The 16,378-nt window shown below is 69.9% G+C and carries 17 protein-coding genes and 1 pseudogene; 11 read left to right on the top strand and 7 right to left on the bottom strand.

Features of this window, described 5'->3' with window-relative positions:
- Window positions 1-205: 205 nt before the first annotated feature.
- From I9P22_RS18350 to I9P22_RS18325, 6 genes are read left to right on the top strand one after another with little or no spacing between them, the layout of a single operon-like run.
- Window positions 206-1,894, top strand: a complete 1,689-nt coding sequence (locus I9P22_RS18350; protein WP_199260949.1) for an L-lactate permease — start codon at window positions 206-208, stop codon at window positions 1,892-1,894.
- Between the two features lie 7 nt (window positions 1,895-1,901).
- The gene (locus I9P22_RS18345) at window positions 1,902-2,672 is read left to right on the top strand and encodes a (Fe-S)-binding protein (RefSeq protein WP_199260947.1); all 771 of its coding nucleotides are present in this window, start codon (window positions 1,902-1,904) and stop codon (window positions 2,670-2,672) included.
- Window positions 2,669-4,084 carry a lactate utilization protein B gene (locus I9P22_RS18340; RefSeq protein ID WP_199260945.1) on the top strand — a complete coding sequence of 472 codons (1,416 nt, stop codon included), beginning with the start codon at window positions 2,669-2,671 and terminating at the stop codon, window positions 4,082-4,084. Before I9P22_RS18345 ends, I9P22_RS18340 begins: the two co-directional genes overlap by 4 nt.
- The gene (locus tag I9P22_RS18335; RefSeq protein WP_199260944.1) at window positions 4,081-4,725 is read left to right on the top strand and encodes a LutC/YkgG family protein; all 645 of its coding nucleotides are present in this window, start codon (window positions 4,081-4,083) and stop codon (window positions 4,723-4,725) included. The genes I9P22_RS18340 and I9P22_RS18335 overlap by 4 nt, the downstream gene beginning before the upstream one ends.
- A gap of 48 nt (window positions 4,726-4,773) precedes the next feature.
- Entirely contained in the window at window positions 4,774-5,343 is a 570-nt protein-coding gene (locus I9P22_RS18330; RefSeq protein ID WP_199260943.1) for a 2'-5' RNA ligase family protein, read from the top strand.
- Between the two features lie 54 nt (window positions 5,344-5,397).
- Entirely contained in the window at window positions 5,398-6,066 is a 669-nt protein-coding gene (locus tag I9P22_RS18325) for a GntR family transcriptional regulator (RefSeq protein ID WP_199260942.1), read from the top strand.
- Here the strand turns inward: I9P22_RS18325 and I9P22_RS18320 are convergent.
- The 7 genes from I9P22_RS18320 to I9P22_RS18290 all read right to left on the bottom strand — a co-directional run bounded on the left by I9P22_RS18320 (window position 6,063) and on the right by I9P22_RS18290 (window position 12,158).
- Window positions 6,063-6,806 (bottom strand): methyltransferase domain-containing protein, encoded by a 744-nt coding sequence (locus tag I9P22_RS18320; RefSeq protein ID WP_199260941.1) that lies wholly within the window; start codon window positions 6,804-6,806, stop codon window positions 6,063-6,065. The two genes, I9P22_RS18325 and I9P22_RS18320, sit on opposite strands and share 4 nt — an antisense overlap.
- Window positions 6,803-7,405 carry a pimeloyl-ACP methyl esterase BioG family protein gene (locus I9P22_RS18315; RefSeq protein ID WP_199260940.1) on the bottom strand — a complete coding sequence of 201 codons (603 nt, stop codon included), beginning with the start codon at window positions 7,403-7,405 and terminating at the stop codon, window positions 6,803-6,805. Before I9P22_RS18315 ends, I9P22_RS18320 begins: the two co-directional genes overlap by 4 nt.
- Complete coding sequence (gene bioA / locus I9P22_RS18310; protein ID WP_199260939.1) at window positions 7,402-8,688, bottom strand: adenosylmethionine--8-amino-7-oxononanoate transaminase; 1,287 nt, start codon at window positions 8,686-8,688, stop codon at window positions 7,402-7,404. The genes I9P22_RS18315 and bioA overlap by 4 nt, the downstream gene beginning before the upstream one ends.
- Window positions 8,688-9,305, bottom strand: coding sequence for a dethiobiotin synthase (gene bioD / locus I9P22_RS18305; protein WP_199260937.1), 618 nt, complete (start codon window positions 9,303-9,305; stop codon window positions 8,688-8,690). The genes bioA and bioD overlap by 1 nt, the downstream gene beginning before the upstream one ends.
- The gene (locus I9P22_RS18300; protein WP_199260935.1) at window positions 9,302-10,423 is read right to left on the bottom strand and encodes an aminotransferase class I/II-fold pyridoxal phosphate-dependent enzyme; all 1,122 of its coding nucleotides are present in this window, start codon (window positions 10,421-10,423) and stop codon (window positions 9,302-9,304) included. The genes bioD and I9P22_RS18300 overlap by 4 nt, the downstream gene beginning before the upstream one ends.
- The gene (gene bioB / locus I9P22_RS18295) at window positions 10,420-11,388 is read right to left on the bottom strand and encodes a biotin synthase BioB (protein WP_199260933.1); all 969 of its coding nucleotides are present in this window, start codon (window positions 11,386-11,388) and stop codon (window positions 10,420-10,422) included. The genes I9P22_RS18300 and bioB overlap by 4 nt, the downstream gene beginning before the upstream one ends.
- A gap of 95 nt (window positions 11,389-11,483) precedes the next feature.
- Entirely contained in the window at window positions 11,484-12,158 is a 675-nt protein-coding gene (locus tag I9P22_RS18290) for a DnaA N-terminal domain-containing protein (protein ID WP_199260931.1), read from the bottom strand.
- Between the two features lie 483 nt (window positions 12,159-12,641).
- On the opposite strand from I9P22_RS18290, the gene I9P22_RS18285 reads away from it, so the two are divergent.
- The 5 genes and pseudogenes from I9P22_RS18285 to I9P22_RS18265 form a co-directional block, all read left to right on the top strand.
- Window positions 12,642-13,946: an AAA family ATPase gene (locus I9P22_RS18285; protein WP_199260929.1), complete on the top strand. Its 1,305-nt coding sequence runs from the start codon at window positions 12,642-12,644 to the stop codon at window positions 13,944-13,946.
- Window positions 13,943-15,049 carry a ParB/RepB/Spo0J family partition protein gene (locus I9P22_RS18280; protein WP_199260927.1) on the top strand — a complete coding sequence of 369 codons (1,107 nt, stop codon included), beginning with the start codon at window positions 13,943-13,945 and terminating at the stop codon, window positions 15,047-15,049. Before I9P22_RS18285 ends, I9P22_RS18280 begins: the two co-directional genes overlap by 4 nt.
- 93 nt (window positions 15,050-15,142) lie before the next feature.
- Window positions 15,143-15,382 (top strand): AbrB/MazE/SpoVT family DNA-binding domain-containing protein, encoded by a 240-nt coding sequence (locus tag I9P22_RS18275; protein ID WP_199260925.1) that lies wholly within the window; start codon window positions 15,143-15,145, stop codon window positions 15,380-15,382.
- A gap of 10 nt (window positions 15,383-15,392) precedes the next feature.
- Window positions 15,393-15,803, top strand: a complete 411-nt coding sequence (locus tag I9P22_RS18270) for a type II toxin-antitoxin system VapC family toxin (protein ID WP_199260923.1) — start codon at window positions 15,393-15,395, stop codon at window positions 15,801-15,803.
- 69 nt (window positions 15,804-15,872) lie between these two features.
- Window positions 15,873-16,378, top strand: a pseudogene (locus I9P22_RS18265) (hypothetical protein); the annotation flags it as partial.

The following is a 16,378-nucleotide window of genomic DNA, read 5'->3' as shown; positions in this document are numbered from 1 at the left end:
CGCCGTTTCAGACCTTCGCGGAACTCGCGGCATAAGTCTGTCCAGTAGAACGCCGATTCCAGCCTACCGTGTCATTTGCGACAGAACCATGCAGTCCCGCCGCGCCCGGCATGCCGGCGCCGCATCCGCAACGCTTCATCAAGACAGTCCTGCCAGCGGTCCGGCCGCGCCGCGCTGACAGGGCTGCCATGACAAGGAATAATCCATGATCTGGTCACAGATATACGACCCCTTCGGCAACATGGTCCTGTCGACCATCGCCGCCGCCATTCCCGTGCTGGTCCTGCTGGGCGCGATCGGCATCTTCGAGATCCGCGCCCATGTCGCCGCCATGCTGGGCCTGATCGCCGCGCTGGCCGTGGCGATCATCGGCTTCGGCATGCCGGTCGGCCTTGCCGGCATGTCCGCCGTCTATGGCGCCGCCTTCGGCCTGATGCCGATCGGCTGGATCATCCTCAACGTCATCTTCCTCTACCAGCTCACCAACGAGAAGGGCGAATTCGACGTGCTGCGGCACTCGATCCGCAACATCTCGGACGACCGGCGGATGCAGCTTCTGTTCATCGCCTTCAGCTTCGGCGCCTTCTTCGAGGGGGCGGCGGGCTTCGGCACCCCGGTCGCGGTGACCGCCGCCATGCTGATGGGGCTGGGCTTCTCGCCGCTTTCGGCCGCGGGCCTGTCGCTGATCGCCAACACGGCGCCGGTGGCCTATGGCGCGCTGGGGACGCCGGTGATCGCGCTTTCGGCTGTGACCGGGCTGGACCTGATGGAGCTTTCGGCCATGATCGGCCGCCAGCTGCCCTTCTTCTCGGTCATCGTGCCCTTCTGGCTGATCTGGGCCTTCGTCGGCTTCCGCCGCATGATCGAGGTCTGGCCGGCGCTGCTGGTCGCGGGCGCCTCCTTCGCCATCCCGCAATACCTGGTCTCGAACTTCCACGGCCCCTGGCTGGTGGACATCGTCGCGGCGCTGTCCTCGATGGCCTGCCTCGCCGGCTTCCTGCGCATCTGGCGCCCGAAGAACCCGATCACCGAAGCGCCGCGCGACTGGTCCTCGGACGACGTCAAGGACGAGGCGCGGAACGGCAAGGACGAGGCCGCCGCCGGCCGCTCGGTGCTGAAGGCCTGGATGCCCTGGATCATCCTGTCGGTCTTCGTCTTCCTCTGGGGCGTGCCGCAGATCAAGGTGCTGCTCGACGGCATCTTCAGCGCCAAGATCCCGGTCGCGGGCCTGGACGGGCTGGTCCAGAAGGTGCCGCCGGTCGCGCCCGAACCGCATGCCGAGGCCGCGATCTTCAACTTCAACATCCTGTCGATGACCGGGACCGGCATCCTGCTTTCGGCCGTCGTCTCGGGGCTGATGCTGGGCTACAGCCCGGCGGGCCTGCTGCGCATGTATGGCAGGACCTTCTGGATGATCCGCTTCTCGCTGATCACCATCGCCTGCATGCTGGCGCTGGGTTACGTCACCCGCTATTCGGGGCTGGACGCGACCATGGGCCTGGCCTTCGCCAATACCGGCTGGCTCTATCCGTTCTTCGGCACCCTGCTGGGCTGGCTCGGCGTCGCCGTCACCGGCTCGGACACCGCCTCGAACGTGCTGTTCGGCGGCTTGCAGAAGGTCACCGCGCAGCAGCTGAACCTGAACCCGGTGCTGATGGCCGCGGCCAACTCCTCGGGCGGGGTGATGGGCAAGATGATCGACGCGCAGTCCATCGTCGTCGCCTCGACCGCGACCAAGTGGTATGGGCACGAGGGCTCGATCCTGCGCTTCGTGTTCTTCCATTCGGTGGCGCTGGCGGCGCTGGTCGGCTGCCTGATCATGGCGCAGGCCTATGTGCATCCCTTCACCGAGATGGTGCCCGAGATGGCCGCCCCCATCACCCCCGCCCAGTGAGGAAACCATGCCCGGAGAGCCAAAACCGACGGTCGGTCTGTTCGTGACCTGCCTTGTCGATGCCATCCGCCCGCAGATCGGCTTCGCAACCCTCCAGCTTCTCGAAGAGGCGGGCTGCGTGGTCGAGGTGCCGCAGGCCCAGACCTGCTGCGGCCAGCCGGCGCTGAACAGCGGCGACGACCGCGATGCGGCGCATCTGGCCCGCCAGACCATCGCGGCATTCGAGGGCTACGACCATGTCGTCCTGCCCTCGGGTTCCTGCGCGGCGACCATGGTGCATGGCTACCCGGAACTGCTGGCGAGCGACCCGGACTGGGCCGCCCGCGCCAGGGCCATGGCCGCGAAAACCCATGAGATCACCAGCTTTCTGGCCGATGTCATGGGCTACGCGCCCGCGGGGCGGAGGCTCAATGCCTCCGCCACCTATCACGACAGCTGCTCGGGCCTGCGCGAGCTTGGCGTCGCCGCCCAGCCGCGCGCGCTGCTTTCCCATGTCGAGGGGCTGGAAATGCGCGGCCTGCCCGGCAACGATGTCTGCTGCGGCTTCGGCGGCACCTTCTGCGTGAAATATTCCGAGATCTCGAACGCCATCGTCACCGAAAAGGCCGAGGCCATCGAGGAGACCGGCGCCGAGCTGCTGCTGGCCGGCGATCTGGGCTGCCTGATGAACATGGCCGGCAAGCTCAACCGCCGCGGCGCAAAGACCCGCTGCTTCCACACCGTCGAGGTGCTGGCCGGCCGCGCCGAGGGCCCCGCCATCGGCGAGGACGCGCCATGACCGCGCCCTTCAAGGCTCCCTTCAAGAACCGTGCCAGGGCGGCCCTGGCCGACCCGGTGCTGAAGATCGCCATCGACCGCACCACCGGCAATGCCGAGCGCAAGCGCGCCGCCGCCCTCGCCGCCTTCCCGGAATTCGAGACCGCCCGCGCCCGCGGCCGGGCGATCAAGGACCATGTCATCGCCCATCTGGGCCACTACCTGGAACTGTTCGAACGAAACGCCACCGCCCGCGGCGCGCAGGTCCACTGGGCTGCCGACGATGCCGAGGCCCGAGCCATCGTCACCCGCATCTGCCTGGCCGCGGATGCGAAGCTCGTGACCCGTGCCAAATCCATGCTGGGCGAGGAGATCGGCCTGCCGCACGCCCTGGCCGATGCCGGGATCGAGCGGGTCGAGACCGACCTGGCCGAACATATCATCCAGCTGGCGGGCGAGGCCCCCTCGCATATCATCTGGCCCGCCATGCACCGCACCCGCGAACAGGTGGCGGAACTCTTCAAGGCCGGCCACCAGCCGCCCCCCGCCGCCGAGGATCCGGCGACCATGGTGCAAAGCGCCCGCCGGGTGCTGCGCGAAAAGTTCCTGTCCGCCGATATCGGCATATCCGGCGCGAATTTCCTGGTCGCCGATACCGGCGCCACCTGCACGGTCACGAACGAGGGCAATGCCGAGCTGACCACCACGCCGCCGCGCATCCATATCGTGACCGCGGGGATCGAAAAGCTTGTGCCCTCGACCGCGCATGCCTTCGCGCTTTTGCGCCTGCTGGTGCGGTCCGCCACGGGCGGCGAGATGACGCAATACACCACCTTCCATGCCGGCCCCCGCCGCCCCGGCGATGCCGACGGCCCCGAGGAGATGCATATCGTCCTGGTCGACAACGGCCGCAGCCGGATGCTGGCCGACGAGTTCCGCGAGATGCTGCGCTGCATCCGCTGCGGCGCCTGCATGAACCATTGCGTCGTCTATCGCCAGATCGGCGGCCATGCCTATGGCGGCACCTATCCCGGCCCGATGGGCGCGGTGTTGACGCCGGTGCTGGACGGGCTCGCCGCCTCGCGCGACCTGCCCAATGCCTGCACCATGAACGGCCGCTGCGCCGAGGTCTGCCCGGTCGGCATCCCGCTGCCGACGCTTCTGCGCGCCTGGCGCCGCCGCAGCTGGCGCGAGGGGCTGGAGCCCGGATCGCTCCGCGCCGGCATCGGGATCTGGGCGCAAGTCGCCCGCCGCCCCCGGCTCTATCGCCTCGCCACCCGCATCGGCCTGCCGCTGATGCGGCTGTTCGGCAAGGGCGGCTGGATCGCGCGCCTGCCGCTGGCCGGGGGCTGGACCGACCATCGCGACCTGCCGCGCCCGGCGGCCCGCAGCTTCATGGACCAATACCGCGCCCAGCAGAAGGCCCGCAAATGACCGCCCGCGACCGCATCCTTTCGGCCATCCGCGCCACCCTCGGCCCCGGCAAGCCGCCGGCGCAGATCGCGGCCGAGGCCGCCGCCCTGCTCGACGATCCCGACGCCGCCCGCCCGCGCCTGGCCGCGCCGGGCCTGCCCGACGCCTTCGCGCAGAAGGCCGCGGCGCTTGGCACCAGCATCGACCGCATCGGCAGCATGGCCGAGGTGCCGCGGGCCATGGCCCGCTATCTCGACGCCCACGGCCTGCCGCCCCGCTTCGCCATGCAGCCCGCGCCGGAACTGGCGGCGCTGGACTGGTCCGGCCTTGCCCCGCATCCGGGCACCGCCCCGGACGAGCCCGCCGCCCTAGGCCTGGCGCTGCACGGCATCGCCGAAAGCGGCTCGCTGGTCATCCATTCGGGACCGGACAATCCAATCCTCATGGCCTTCCTGCCGCTGCACCATGTCGTCCTGCTGCGCGAAGCCACGCTCCTGCCGCATCTCGAGGATTACGCCGCCCGCCTTTCGGCCGAGGCCGCGCCGCGCAACGCCATCCTCATCACCGGCCCCAGCGGCACCACCGATATCGAGGGCAGCTATGTGCGCGGCGCGCACGGCCCCGGCTTCCTGCACGTGATCCTGATCGCGGAACCGGGCTGACCACCGCCGCGATCTGGCCTAGCATGGCGGCAGCCATGGGAGGCCGCGATGACCGACGCCCCGCAAACGCAGGAAAGGCCGCAGGACATTCCCCGCGAGCATTTCCTGCTTTTCGTCGCCATCCCGCCGCCCGGCGTGGCGGCGCGGATCGAGGATGCCTGGCGGCTCGCGAACCGCCGCGACCGCTTCCGCCGCGCGACGCTGCACATGACCATCCTGCCGGTGATCCGCAGCCCGCAGCTGGCGCCCGGGATGGTCGAGGCGCTCGGCCGGCCGCTGGACGGGCTGGATTTCCCCGCCTTCGACCTGGTGCTGGACCAGCTGACCACCTTCGGCCCGCCGCGCCGCCGCGACCGGCCGCTGGTGCTGGTCGGCCGGCAGGAAAGCCCCGCCCCCGACGCGCTGTGCCAGACGCTTTGGCGGCGGCTGGTGGGGGCCGGGCTCGGAGTACCCAAGCACCGGGTCACGCCGCATGTGACGCTGGCCTATGGCAAGCCCTTGCCGCCCGAGGGCATCGCCGTGCCGCCCGTGCATTGGCGAGTGGACGAGCTTACGCTGATCGACAGCCTGCAGGGCCTGGGCCGGCATGTGCCGCTGGCGCAATGGCGGCTACCCTGAAACGGCCCCGAAGCCTTATCGACAATCCCCGTGCCCCGGCTTATCCATGCCGCCATGAGCGCAGGATCGGAAGAAACCCTGGCGGTCCGCATCAGCCGCGTGCTGGCCGACCGGATCGTATCGGGCGAGATCGGCCCGGGCGAGCGGCTGCGCCAGGACCATATCGCCGAGGAATTCGGCGCCAGCCACGTCCCGGTGCGCGAGGCCTTCCGCCGGCTCGAAGCCCAGGGCCTGGCGATCAGCGAGCCGCGCCGCGGCGTGCGCGTCGCCGCCTTCGACCTGCCCGAGGTCAAGGAGGTGGCCGAGATGCGCGCCGCGCTCGAGGAACTGGCGCTGCGCCATGCCGCGCCGCACCTGACGCCGACGATCCTGCATGCCGCCGAAGAGGCGACCAAGGCCGGCGACGCCTCGCGCGACGTGCGCAGCTGGGAGGCGGCGAACCGCCGCTTCCACAAGCTGATCCTGACCCCCTGCGCCATGCCGCGGCTGCTGGCCGCCATCGACGACCTGCATGCCGCCAGCGCGCGCTTCCTCTTCGCCGCCTGGCAGTCGAACTGGGAGACGCGGACCGATCACGACCACCGCGCCATCCTGGCCGCGCTGCGCAAGGGCGAGGTGGACGTGGCCTGCGCCACGCTGGCGCGCCATGTGCGCTGGATCGGCCGCCGCCCGGCCCCCGCCAGCGGCGACCGGCAGCGCGACGCCTTCGCCATCCACGGCTAGGCGCGGTTCTCGGCCACCAGCCAGCTTGCGACATAGGTCAGGGTCACGCCCCGCGGGCCGCCGTGGCGCGCCTCGTATCGCGCCATGAAATCGCGCAGCGCGCCGGGCGAGCGGATCTGCCCGGCGCAGCCATTGACCCCGGTGGCGCGCAGATGCCGCAGCGCCTCCAGCGCGCCGGGGAAATGCAGCGCGATCCGCCATTCCCCCGTGCCCCGGACCCGCCAGCCCGGCGGCAGCAGCGCCGCCATCGCCGCCCCGGTCAGGTAGGACGGCGCCGCCGCCCGGCTGCCCAGGGCCCGCAACTCGGGGAAATGCCCCGGCGCGAAACCCGAGAGCGCCAGCCAGCCGCCCGGCGCCACCGCCTGGCACAGCCGGCCCACGACCCGCGCCGGATCCTCGACCCATTGGATCATCGAGGCCGAGGCGGCCAGATCCACCCCCTTTGGCAGCGCCACCGCGGCGATGTCGCCCGGCAGGTAGTCCGCCGCCACGCCCGGCAGTTCCGGCGCCGCCAGATCGTTCAGCCACAGCCGCTTGGGCCGCAGCCCCAACAGGTGCCGGGTCAGAAGGCCCGAGCCATGGCCGGCCTCCAGTACCCTCGCCGGGCAATGCCCCGGCGCGGCGCGGCGGTATGCCGCGAACAGCCGCGCCGCGATCCGGCGCTGCGCCAGCGCCGCGCCGTCATAGGTCCGCATGCCGCGCGCGAAAGACCGCGCCACCCGCCCGGCCAGCGCGTTCATGCCAGCACCTCGGACCAGCCGCGCCATTGCGCAAAGGGATTATGGCCGCGATCCAGCAGCTCGACCGGCCCGCCCCGCCAGGCGCGGCGCAGGTTCTCCAGCGGAAAGATGCGGTCGGCGGCGCCCAGCCAGATGCGGTCGAAGCCCGGATCCCGCCCGCTTTCCCGGCCCATCACCGCCCGCAATTCGTCGCGAAGCGCCGCCGGATCGCCGCCCGGCGCCATAGGGCAACCCGCCCGCCGCGCGAATTGCCGCAGCGAGGCTTCGGACAGGTTCTCAGCCGTGGCCCGCATCAGATCGCGCGGGATGCCCAGGTCGTCGTCGCAAGGCGCCCAGGAGCCGCAGACCGCCACCTTGCGGCGAAAGCCCCGCAGGTCCGGCAAGTGGCAGGCGGCCGCCACGCCGAAGGACCAGGCGACCAGGTCCATCGCCGCATAGCCCTGGGGCCAGTCCGGCGGCGTCAGGTCGCGGTAGTCCGACAGCACCAGCACATCCGCCGGCCCGGCCAGATGCCGCAGCGGCGCGGAGCCGACCGCCCAGCCGGTCAGCACCACGATCAGCTCCCCGGCGCCCGTGCGCTTCAGCCATTCCGCCCTCATGCCGGCCACCCCGCGATCTCGACCATGACAGCGCAGATGCGCGCCACCTCCTCGGGCCGGGCGACAAAGGGCGGCATGCAGTAAAGCAGCCGCCCGAAGGGCCGCAGCCAGACCCCGCTCTCGCGGCAAAAGCCGTGCACGCGCGCCATATCGACCGGCGCCTGCGTCTCGATCACCCCGATGGCGCCCAGTACCCGCACGTCGCGCACGCCCGGCAGCCCGCGCGCCGGGGCAAGGCCGTGGCGCAACCCCGCCTCGATCCCCGCGACCTGCGCCTGCCACGCGCCTTCCGCGAGCAGATCGAGGCTCGCGCAGGCCGCGGCGCAGGCCAGCGGATTGCCCATGAAGGTCGGGCCGTGCATCAGGACCGGCGCCGGCCCGTCCGCAATCGCCTCGGCCACCCGGCCTGACGCGACGGTGGCGGCAAAGCTCATCATCCCCCCGGTCAGCGCCTTGCCCAGGCACAGGATATCCGGCACCACCCCGGCGCGCTGCATGGCGAACAGCGTGCCGGTGCGGCCGAAGCCGGTGGCGATCTCGTCCAGGATCAGCAGCACGCCATGCCGGTCGCACAGATCCCGGACCCCGGCCAGCCAGCGCGGGTGATAGAACCACATGCCGCCCGCGCCCTGCACCACCGGCTCGACGATGAAGCCGGCGATCTCATGCGCCTTCTCGGCAAACAGCGCCTCGACCGCGGCAAGCCCGTTCCGCGCCGGGTCCTCGTCCCATTCCGCGCCGAAAGGAATGGGCGGGCGCGGCACGAAATGCTGCACCTGCAAGGCGGCGCCGAAGTGGCGGTGCATGCCGGTTTCGGGATCGCAGAGGCTCATCGCCTTCCAGGTATCGCCGTAATAGCCGCCGCGGGCCGAGGCGAAAGCCACCCGCCCCGCCTGCCCCAGCCCAAGCTGCGCCTGCACTGCCATCTTCAGCGCCACCTCGACTGCGACCGAGCCGCTGTCGCTGTAAAAGACGCGATCCAGTCCCGCCGGCAGCATCCCGACCAGCCGTCGCGCCAGCCCCACGGCCGGCCCATGCGTCAGCCCGCCGAACATCACATGCGGCAGACGGCCAAGCTGCGCCTGCATCGCCGCGACCAGCCGCGGATGGCGATGGCCATGCGCCGCCGCCCACCAGGACGACATGGCGTCGATCATCCGCCCCCCGTCCGCCAGCGTGAGCCAGACCCCCTCGGCCGCCGCGACCTCATGCACCGGCCCCGGCGCACGCATCGAGCTATAGGGATGCCACAGATGCCGGCGGTCGAAATCCAGGTCGCACATCACAACGCCCCCCGGATCGCGTCGATGTCGATGCCGGCGAAGGCATCGGCCAGTGCCCCGGCCGTCACCCGCTCCAGCACCGGCAGCCGGCCCAGGTCGCGCACCGCGCCGATCTCGCAGATCGCCCGGCGGCTGTCCTCGGCCTCCGCGCCGATGAAGGCCACGCCCGCCACCCGGCAGCCGGCGGCCCGCAGCGCGGCCAGCGACAGAAGCGCATGGTTGATGGTGCCAAGCGCGGTGCGGCAGCACAGCACCACCGGCGCCCCCCAGCCGGCGATCACCTGCAGATAAAGCAGGTGCCGGGTCAGCGGCACCATCAGCCCGCCCGCCCCCTCGACCACCAGCGGCGCCACCGGGGGCAAGGCCAGCCGCGCCGGATCGATCGCCACCCCCTCGCGCTCGGCCGCCAGATGCGGCGAGGCCGGCAGGCGCAGCCGATACGCCTCGGGCAGCACCGGCCGCCCGGAAAGCCGCGCCACGATCTCGCTGTCGGTCTCCTCCTCCAGCCCGGATTGCACCGGCTTCCAATAGGTCGCGCCAAGCGCGCGGGCCAGCCCGGCGCTGAACACGGTCTTGCCGATGCCGGTATCGGTGCCGGCGACCACCACCGCGCTCATGCCGCCGCCCTTTCCAGCGCCGCGATGGCCTGAAACAGCGCCGCGATATCCCCAGCCCCGACATTGCCAGTGACCGAGACCCGCAGCCGCGCCGTCCCCTTCGGCACGGTCGGCGGCCGGATGGCGCGGATGTCGAAGCCCTGCGCCTGCAAATCCGCCGCCATCGCCAGCGCCCGATGATCCTCGCCGACGAGCACCGGCACGATCTGGCTTTGCGCCGCAATGCCGCAACCCCGCGCCGCCTCGGCCGCCAGCGCCATGCGCGCCCGCGCGCCCTCGACCAGCGCCGGCACGTCCGCCAGCGCCCGCAAGGCGCCGCGCAGCACCGCCGCCGACAAAGGCGAGGGCGCGGTGGCATAGATGAACGGCCGCGCCTTGTTCACCAGCGTCTCGACCAGCGTCCGGTCGGCGCAGACCAGCGCGCCCGAGCCGCCCAGCCCCTTGCCGCCGGTATGCAGCGTCACCAGCGGACAGGCCAGCCCATGCGCCAGCCCCCTGCCCTGCGGGCCGAAAACACCGGTCGCATGCGCCTCGTCCACCACCAGCACCGCATCCTCGCGCGCCGCCAATGCCGCGAGCGCCTCCAGCGGCGCCAGATCGCCCTCCATCGAATAGACGCTCTCGACCGCGATCCAGACCCGGCCGCGCCCGCCGGCGTCGCGCCAGTCCGCGATCACCCGCGCCGCATCGCCCGTGTCGTTATGGGCAAAGCCGCGACATTCCGCCCGGCCCAGCCGCATCCCCTCATGCGCGCTGGCATGGACCAGCGCGTCATGCAGCACCAGATCGCCCTGCATCGGCAGCGCGGCAAAGATCGCCTGGTTGGCCTGGAACCCGCCGCCCATATACAAGGCGGCCTCGGCGCCGAAGAACGCCGCCGCCTCGGACTCCAGCGCCTCATGCTCGGCATGGTTGCCGCGCAGCAGCCGCGACCCCCCTGCCCCGACCGGCACGCCGCGCGCCAGCGCGTCCCGCGCCGCCCGCGCCAGCAGCTCCGACCCCGCCAGCCCCAGATAGTCGTTCGAGGCGAAATCCGCGTCAGCGGCCGGCGCTCGCCGCCGTAGCCGGCCGCGCTGCGCCAGCGCCTCCAGCGCCGCCGCGTGCCGAGGAAAGCTCATGCCGCGCAGCCCTCCTGCGATGCCTCCAGCACCTCGGCCCGCAGCCCGAGCCTGGCGAACAGCACTGCGTCCTTGTCCTCTCCGGGGTTGTCGGCGGTCAGCAGCGTGTCGCCGACGAAGATCGAATTGGCGCCGGCAAAGAAGCACATGGCCTGCATCTCGTCGCTCATCTCCGACCGCCCGGCCGACAGCCGCACGTAAGAGGTCGGCATCAGGATGCGCGCCGTGGCGATGGTGCGGACCATCTCGATCGGGTCCAGCTTCGGCACATCGGCCAAGGGCGTGCCCGCCATCGGCATCAGCATGTTGATCGGCACCGATTGCGGCGGCATTTCCAGCCCGGCCAGCGTCTCCAGCATGGAAATGCGGTCCTCGGCCGTCTCGCCCATGCCGACGATGCCGCCGGCGCAGACATTGATCCCCGCCGCCTGTACCCGGTCCAGCGTGTCCAGCCGGTCCTGGAAAGTGCGCGTGGTGATGATCTCGGAATAATAGCGTTCCGAAGTGTCGATATTGTGGTTGTAATAGTCCAGCCCCGCGTCCTTCAGCCGCAGCGCCTGGTCCGCGTCCAGCATGCCCAGCGTCATGCAGGTCTCCATCCCCAGCGCCTTGACGCCGCGAATCATCGCCAGCACGGCCGGCATGTCGCGTTCCTTGGGCGAGCGCCAGGCGGCGCCCATGCAATAGCGCGTGGCGCCGGCTTCCTTGGCGCGCCTGGCCTCGGCCAGAACCTTCTGCACCTCGACCAGCTTCGAGGCCGACAGTTCCGAGCCGTTGCGCGCCGATTGCGAGCAATAGGCGCAATCCTCGGGACAGCCGCCGGTCTTGATCGACAGCAGCTTCGAGCATTGCACCAGATTCGGGTCGAAATGCGCCCGATGCACGGTCTGGGCCTGAAACAGCAGATCCATCAATGGAAGATTATAGATTTCCTGCGCGGGGCGCTGCGGCGCGTGCTGGGGCATGGATGACCTCCCTGAGCCTGGTTCCAGGGGGTATCTATAAAAGCGACAGACCCTTCCGATAAGATGGATATATTATCTATTATTATCGACAGAGATCACGGCCCCAGCACGCGCACCTTGGCAATCCGCCCGTCGCAGCGCTGTACGGCGATGCGCAGCCGGTCCAGCAGATGGGTTTGCACATAGGTGGCATGGAAGCGCGTCGGCGCGAACAGGGTCAGGCAGCCATCCGCGACGCCCGCTTCGGCGAGCCCGGCGAACCAGGCATCGAACAGCGCCCGGTCCTCCTCGGCCAGCCGGGCCCGCGCCTCGGCCCAGACGCCCTGCGCCGGCACCGGCTCGGGCCGGTGCAGCGGCACGACATTGCCGGCCGGCTCGGGCTGGGCGCCGCCGATCCGCGCAACGAAGTCCGGGCCGATATTGTCCCATTCGCGTTTGGTATCCAGCAGGATACGCTCCAGGTTGAGGCTCAGCACCGAGACCCGGCCGCGGGCGCCCTGCTGCTTGATCTCAATCCAGCCGAGCGCCCGCAGTTTGGCCATCTCGCGCTTGACGGTGCGCTCGTCCACGCACCATAGCCGCGCGATCTCGCGCTGGCCGATGGTCAGTTCGTCGCGCTGCCAGTTATATCTGGTGGTGATCAAGGCCATGAGCCGCAAGATGAGCCGCTGGCGATGCTTGTCGCCGGCAAGCCCATGCGCCATCATCGCGCTGAGCAAATCGTATTTCTTTGCCGCGGCCTCTCGACCGACGGCGCGGATCACCTGCATAACTGCTCCTGCCCGGCTCTGGCCGGCTGCCTTCTTCACTGCCTGAAGAGTCCCGGCTTTCCGACGGTGACCCCGAATGGCTGCGACGATCTGCTGCCGTCTGAAACGCTTTTCGCCATCTGTGTCGTATTTGCGTCCTGATTTCCGATTCTGTCAAGCGCTTTGCCCGCAGCCCGGATTTTCAGCCCCGATCTTTAAAGAAAAAACGGTATCAATGGTATAGGGGGACGTTCTGCATGACACCCTATTGTCAGGCTTTGTCCCCCAATCGGTCCCGCTTCCGGCTCGGGCGTCCCCCAATCCGGGATTGGCGTTCCGGGGTTCCGGCAGCGAATCGCCGCTGCCGATTCGCTGCGTATCGCCCTGGAAATCCGCCATTTCCCGGCTTCCACGAGCTCATTGAAAACGGGTTTTGCCAAAAAGGCAAATCCGGCGTAAAAGCGAAACAGAAGAAAATCTGCGTCCTATAAATACAGGCATCCTATGTACACGCATGAAGACCTCGCCAAGCTGCAGGCGCAATCGCTGAAGATGCAGGGCTGGATCCGGCGCCAGACCTTCAGCCCGGCCAACGAGAAGACCCTGCGCCGCTTCTCCAGCTGGGAGGTGGCCGAGCTGATCTTCCGCATCAACCAGTCCACCTTCCGCGGCAAGCTGGCCGCCGACCCGAACCTTCCCCTCGGGGAAGTCGAGGAGGACGGCCGCCAGCGCTGGTTCTCGCTCGACGAGGTGAACGAGCTGCGCCGTCGCATCCGCATCAACCGCAAGTCGCTGATGCCCTGGCGGCCCGAGGGCAAGCGCGCCTTCCGCGCCGCCATCGCCAATTTCAAGGGCGGCGCCGGCAAGTCGACGGTGGCGCTGCATTTCGCCCATGCCGCGGCGCTGGACGGCTATCGCATCCTGGTGGTGGATTTCGACCCGCAGGCGACGCTGTCGCACAGCATGGGCCTGACCGATGTCGGCGAGGATCATACCGTGTGGGGCATCATGGCCCGCGACCTCGAGCGCGAGACCGACCGCATGAACGCCGCCGCCCGCGGCGCGGAAAGCGGCACCGCCCTGCCCCAGCGCAAGCTGCCGGCCTCGATCCGCGACATGGGCCTGGGCACGCTGCGCCCGGCCGACTTCATCAAGCCGACCGCCTGGTCCACCATCGACATCATCCCCAGTTGCGCCAACGCCGCCTTCGTCGAGTTCGCCAGCGCGCAATACCGGCACCTGAACCCGGAATGGACCTTCTTCGGTGCGGTGTCGCGCTTTCTCGACAGCCTGGCCGACGATGCCTATGACCTGATCCTGTTCGACTGCCCGCCGGCCATCGGCTATCAGTCGATGAACGCGGTCTTTGCCGCCGACATGCTCTATATCCCCTCGGGCCCCGGCTATTGGGAATACGATTCGACCACCAGCTTCATCGGCCAGCTCTCCGAGGCGCTGGAGGACCTGGCGCATGGATTCGAGCACTTCCCCACGGGGAAGATCCGCCTGCCCAAGGCCTTCGCCGATATCCGCTTCCTGATGACGCGCTACGAGCCCTCGAACGAGCTGCACCAGGCCATGTATGGCGCCTTCCAGCAGGTCTTCGGCCAGCACATGGCGGAGCACCCGATCGAGCTGACCCGGGCGGTCGAGCAATCCGGCCGCTTCCTCAGCTCGATCTACGAGATCGACTACCGCGAGATGACGCGCGGCACCTGGCGGCGGGCCAGGGCGACCTTCGACCAGGCCTATGAGGAGTTCAAGTCGCGCCTCACCGCGGCCTGGGACAAGCTGGAGGGTGAGGCATGAGCAGGAAACGCCGGGTATTCGAGATCGACATGCCGGAGGATCCGGCCGCCGAGACGCCGGAAACCTTCCCCGCGGGGAAGGAGGACAGGGAGCATCGCCGCGGGCCCATGGCCACGGCCATCGTCGAGACCGCCGAGTCGACCCGCGACCGCGCCCGCATCGAGGCGCAGATCCGGGCCGAGAACGACGCGCTGGCCCAGGAACATGTGCGGCTGAAGCGCGCCGGGCTGATCACCGACATGATCCCGCTCGACGCCATCGATACGCGCAAGCTGATCCGCGACCGCGCGCCGGGCCCGGATTACGAGCTGGCCGAGCTGGTGGAATCGATCCGCGACATCGGCCTGTCCAACCCGATCCGGGTCGAGCCGGCGGGCGAGGGGCGCTACGAGCTGATCCAGGGCTGGCGCCGGCTGTCGGCCTATCGCCAATTGCTGGAGGAGACCGGCGATGCCGAGAAATGGGGGCGCATCCCGGCCGGCATCGCCGCGCGCGGCGACGAGTTGGAGCGGCTCTATCGGCGCATGGTGGACGAGAACCTGGTGCGCAAGGACATCTCCTTTGCCGAGATGGCGCAGCTGGCGCTGCATTATGCCATGGATCCGCTGACCGATGAGCACGACCCCGAAAAGGCGGTGGCGATCCTGTTCAAGTCGGCGGGCTACCAGAAGCGCAGCTATATCCGCAGCTTCATCCGCCTGGTCGAGGCGCTTGGCGAGACGCTGATGTATGCCGCCGAGATCCCGCGGGCGCTGGGGCTGGCGCTGGCGCAGCGGCTGGACGATGTGCCGGGCATCGCCGCCGCGATCCGCGCCGAGCTCAAGGACTGGGACACGCGCTCGGTCAAGGACGAGCTGGACATCCTGCGGCGCTATGCGGGGCAGGGCGGCGACGAGGCCGAGGTCGCACCGCCCCGCAGCGCCGGTCCGACCGTCCCCGCGGGGAAGGCCCGCATCACTTTCCAGATCGAGCGGCCGCAGGGCAGCGCCAAATGCACCGCCGCCAATGGTCGGCTGGAGATCCGCCTGGCCCGGGATTTCTCGGCCGTGGACCGGCGCCGGCTGGAGGCGGCGGTGCGGGCGATGCTGGAGGGCCTGGACTGACCGTCACTGACCTTCCCCGCGGGGAAGGCCTCGGCGCTTGGCTTGACCGGGGCGCGGTGTGGTATTACCTTGAGTATTACCAAGGAGAATCGCATGCGCATCACCACCAAGGGTCAGGTCACCATCCCGCAGGATGTCCGCGACTTCGCGGGCTTCCAGCCGGGCACCGAGGTCGAGTTCCTGATCGGCGAGGATGGCGTGGTGCGCGTCATCGCCGCCGGGCAGGGGCCGCGGCTCCGCGACCGCCGGCTGGGCGCGGCGCTGGCCGGGCTGCGCGGCAGCGCCGATACCGGGCTTTCCACCGACGAGATCATGGCGCTGACCCGCGCATGAGGGTCAGCGCATGACGCCGGTCCTGGTCGATTCCAACATCCTCATCGACATCTCGACCAACGATCCGCACTGGGCCGACTGGTCGATGCAGGCGCTGGCCAGGCTGGGGCAGGGGGCGCGGCTGGTGATCAACCCGCTGATCTATGCCGAGCTGTCGGTGGCGCATAGCCGCGTCGAGACGCTGGAGGCGCTGCTGCCCGAGGACGTGTTCCACCGCGAACCGTTGCCCTGGCCGGCCGGGTTTCTCGCCGGGAAGGCCTATCTGGCCTATCGCCGGCGGGGCGGTGCGCGGCGCTCGCCCCTGCCTGATTTCTACATCGGCGCCCATGCCGCCATCCGCGGCTATCGGTTGCTGACCCGCGATTCCGGGCGCTATCGGAGCTATTTTCCAAGGCTGACGGTGATCGCGCCCGAGGGCTGAATCCGGGGGTTCCGGTGATCCGCATTTTCGGGATATTCTGCGGATAGATGCTTTCGCAGGTCGGGAAACATGTCCTCCGCTTCCAAGCCAGGTTATCACGAAAATCGGGCCGCGCACCAGCTTTTTGATACCCGGGACTGGCTTTCCGCGCAGGGCGGGCTGGCGCCGGAACTGGCGCGGGCGGGCTTTGCGCTGGGGCGGCTCGACGGCGCGGTCGCGGCGCTGGAGCCCGAGGCGCGGGCCGGCGCCAACCGGCGGCTGGCGCTGATCGAGGTCGAGGCGATGCTTTGGGCGCAGGGCACGCCGCTGCGGCGCGAGGAGATCGGCCGCGACCTGATGGAGGCTCGCGCCGGCGCCGACCTCGAGGCGATGCGGCTGGCGCGCTGGGGCATCCGGCGGCTGGAAGGGCAGGGCGATCCTCGCGCGCTGCGCGGCTTCCTGGGCCTGCACCGGGCCGAGGTCTCGGGCCTGGACGATCGGCTGGCGGCGCGGCCGACCGGGCGGGACTTCGACGCGGCGGCGGCCGAGTTCCACGACCTGGCGGCCGGGATCGCCGGGCTCGCGCCGCTGCTGCG

This window comes from Paracoccus binzhouensis (genome assembly GCF_016446475.1).
Lineage (GTDB): Bacteria > Pseudomonadota > Alphaproteobacteria > Rhodobacterales > Rhodobacteraceae > Paracoccus > Paracoccus binzhouensis.
Note: the sequence above shows the minus strand (reverse complement) of the source record. Positions and strands in the feature narration are given on the sequence as shown.

Coding starts and splice junctions, on each gene's coding strand:
- I9P22_RS18325 (WP_199260942.1), top strand. CDS start 5,398: ATGAGCGCAGGATCGGAAGAAACCCTGGCGGTCCGCATCAGCCGCGTG.
- I9P22_RS18330 (WP_199260943.1), top strand. CDS start 4,774: ATGACCGACGCCCCGCAAACGCAGGAAAGGCCGCAGGACATTCCCCGC.
- I9P22_RS18320 (WP_199260941.1), bottom strand. CDS start 6,806: ATGAACGCGCTGGCCGGGCGGGTGGCGCGGTCTTTCGCGCGCGGCATG.
- bioA (WP_199260939.1), bottom strand. CDS start 8,688: ATGTGCGACCTGGATTTCGACCGCCGGCATCTGTGGCATCCCTATAGC.
- I9P22_RS18340 (WP_199260945.1), top strand. CDS start 2,669: ATGACCGCGCCCTTCAAGGCTCCCTTCAAGAACCGTGCCAGGGCGGCC.
- I9P22_RS18345 (WP_199260947.1), top strand. CDS start 1,902: ATGCCCGGAGAGCCAAAACCGACGGTCGGTCTGTTCGTGACCTGCCTT.
- bioB (WP_199260933.1), bottom strand. CDS start 11,388: ATGCCCCAGCACGCGCCGCAGCGCCCCGCGCAGGAAATCTATAATCTT.
- I9P22_RS18290 (WP_199260931.1), bottom strand. CDS start 12,158: ATGCAGGTGATCCGCGCCGTCGGTCGAGAGGCCGCGGCAAAGAAATAC.
- bioD (WP_199260937.1), bottom strand. CDS start 9,305: ATGAGCGCGGTGGTGGTCGCCGGCACCGATACCGGCATCGGCAAGACC.
- I9P22_RS18285 (WP_199260929.1), top strand. CDS start 12,642: ATGTACACGCATGAAGACCTCGCCAAGCTGCAGGCGCAATCGCTGAAG.
- I9P22_RS18315 (WP_199260940.1), bottom strand. CDS start 7,405: ATGAGGGCGGAATGGCTGAAGCGCACGGGCGCCGGGGAGCTGATCGTG.
- I9P22_RS18300 (WP_199260935.1), bottom strand. CDS start 10,423: ATGAGCTTTCCTCGGCACGCGGCGGCGCTGGAGGCGCTGGCGCAGCGC.
- I9P22_RS18350 (WP_199260949.1), top strand. CDS start 206: ATGATCTGGTCACAGATATACGACCCCTTCGGCAACATGGTCCTGTCG.
- I9P22_RS18275 (WP_199260925.1), top strand. CDS start 15,143: ATGCGCATCACCACCAAGGGTCAGGTCACCATCCCGCAGGATGTCCGC.
- I9P22_RS18280 (WP_199260927.1), top strand. CDS start 13,943: ATGAGCAGGAAACGCCGGGTATTCGAGATCGACATGCCGGAGGATCCG.
- I9P22_RS18270 (WP_199260923.1), top strand. CDS start 15,393: ATGACGCCGGTCCTGGTCGATTCCAACATCCTCATCGACATCTCGACC.
- I9P22_RS18335 (WP_199260944.1), top strand. CDS start 4,081: ATGACCGCCCGCGACCGCATCCTTTCGGCCATCCGCGCCACCCTCGGC.